General features: G+C 53.0%; 1 rRNA gene. It reads right to left on the bottom strand.

Annotated features, from left to right (window positions below):
* Window positions 1-115 precede the first annotated feature (115 nt).
* Window positions 116-547, bottom strand: a 23S ribosomal RNA gene (locus QZH66_RS18285); the annotation flags it as partial.

The raw sequence follows: 547 nt of genomic DNA, 5'->3' as shown, positions 1-547 counted from the left end.
CCCTGGGTACTTGAGTAAAAAGCGCATAAAGGCGCTCGGTCTCACGTTTGGTCTTGTGACGTAGCGTGCACTTGGATCTATCGACGAATCGTCGGCCAAGGCAACTTGAGGTTATATGGTCAAGCCACACGGATCATTAGTATCAGTTAGCTCAATACATTGCTGTACTTACACACCTGACCTATCAACCACATAGTCTATATGGTTCCTTCAGGGGGCTTGTGCCCCGGGAAGTCTCATCTTGAGGCACGCTTCCCGCTTAGATGCTTTCAGCGGTTATCGTTTCCGAACATAGCTACCCGGCAATGCCACTGGCGTGACAACCGGAACACCAGAGGTTCGTCCACTCCGGTCCTCTCGTACTAGGAGCAGCCCCTCTCAAACTTCCAACGCCCATGGCAGATAGGGACCGAACTGTCTCACGACGTTCTGAACCCAGCTCGCGTACCACTTTAAATGGCGAACAGCCATACCCTTGGGACCGACTACAGCCCCAGGATGTGATGAGCCGACATCGAGGTGCCAAACACCGCCGTCGATATGAACT

It is taken from the genome of Stenotrophomonas sp. YIM B06876 (assembly GCF_030711595.1).
In the GTDB taxonomy this organism is placed as follows: domain Bacteria; phylum Pseudomonadota; class Gammaproteobacteria; order Xanthomonadales; family Xanthomonadaceae; genus Stenotrophomonas.
This window is presented reverse-complemented; position numbering and strand designations above follow the sequence as displayed.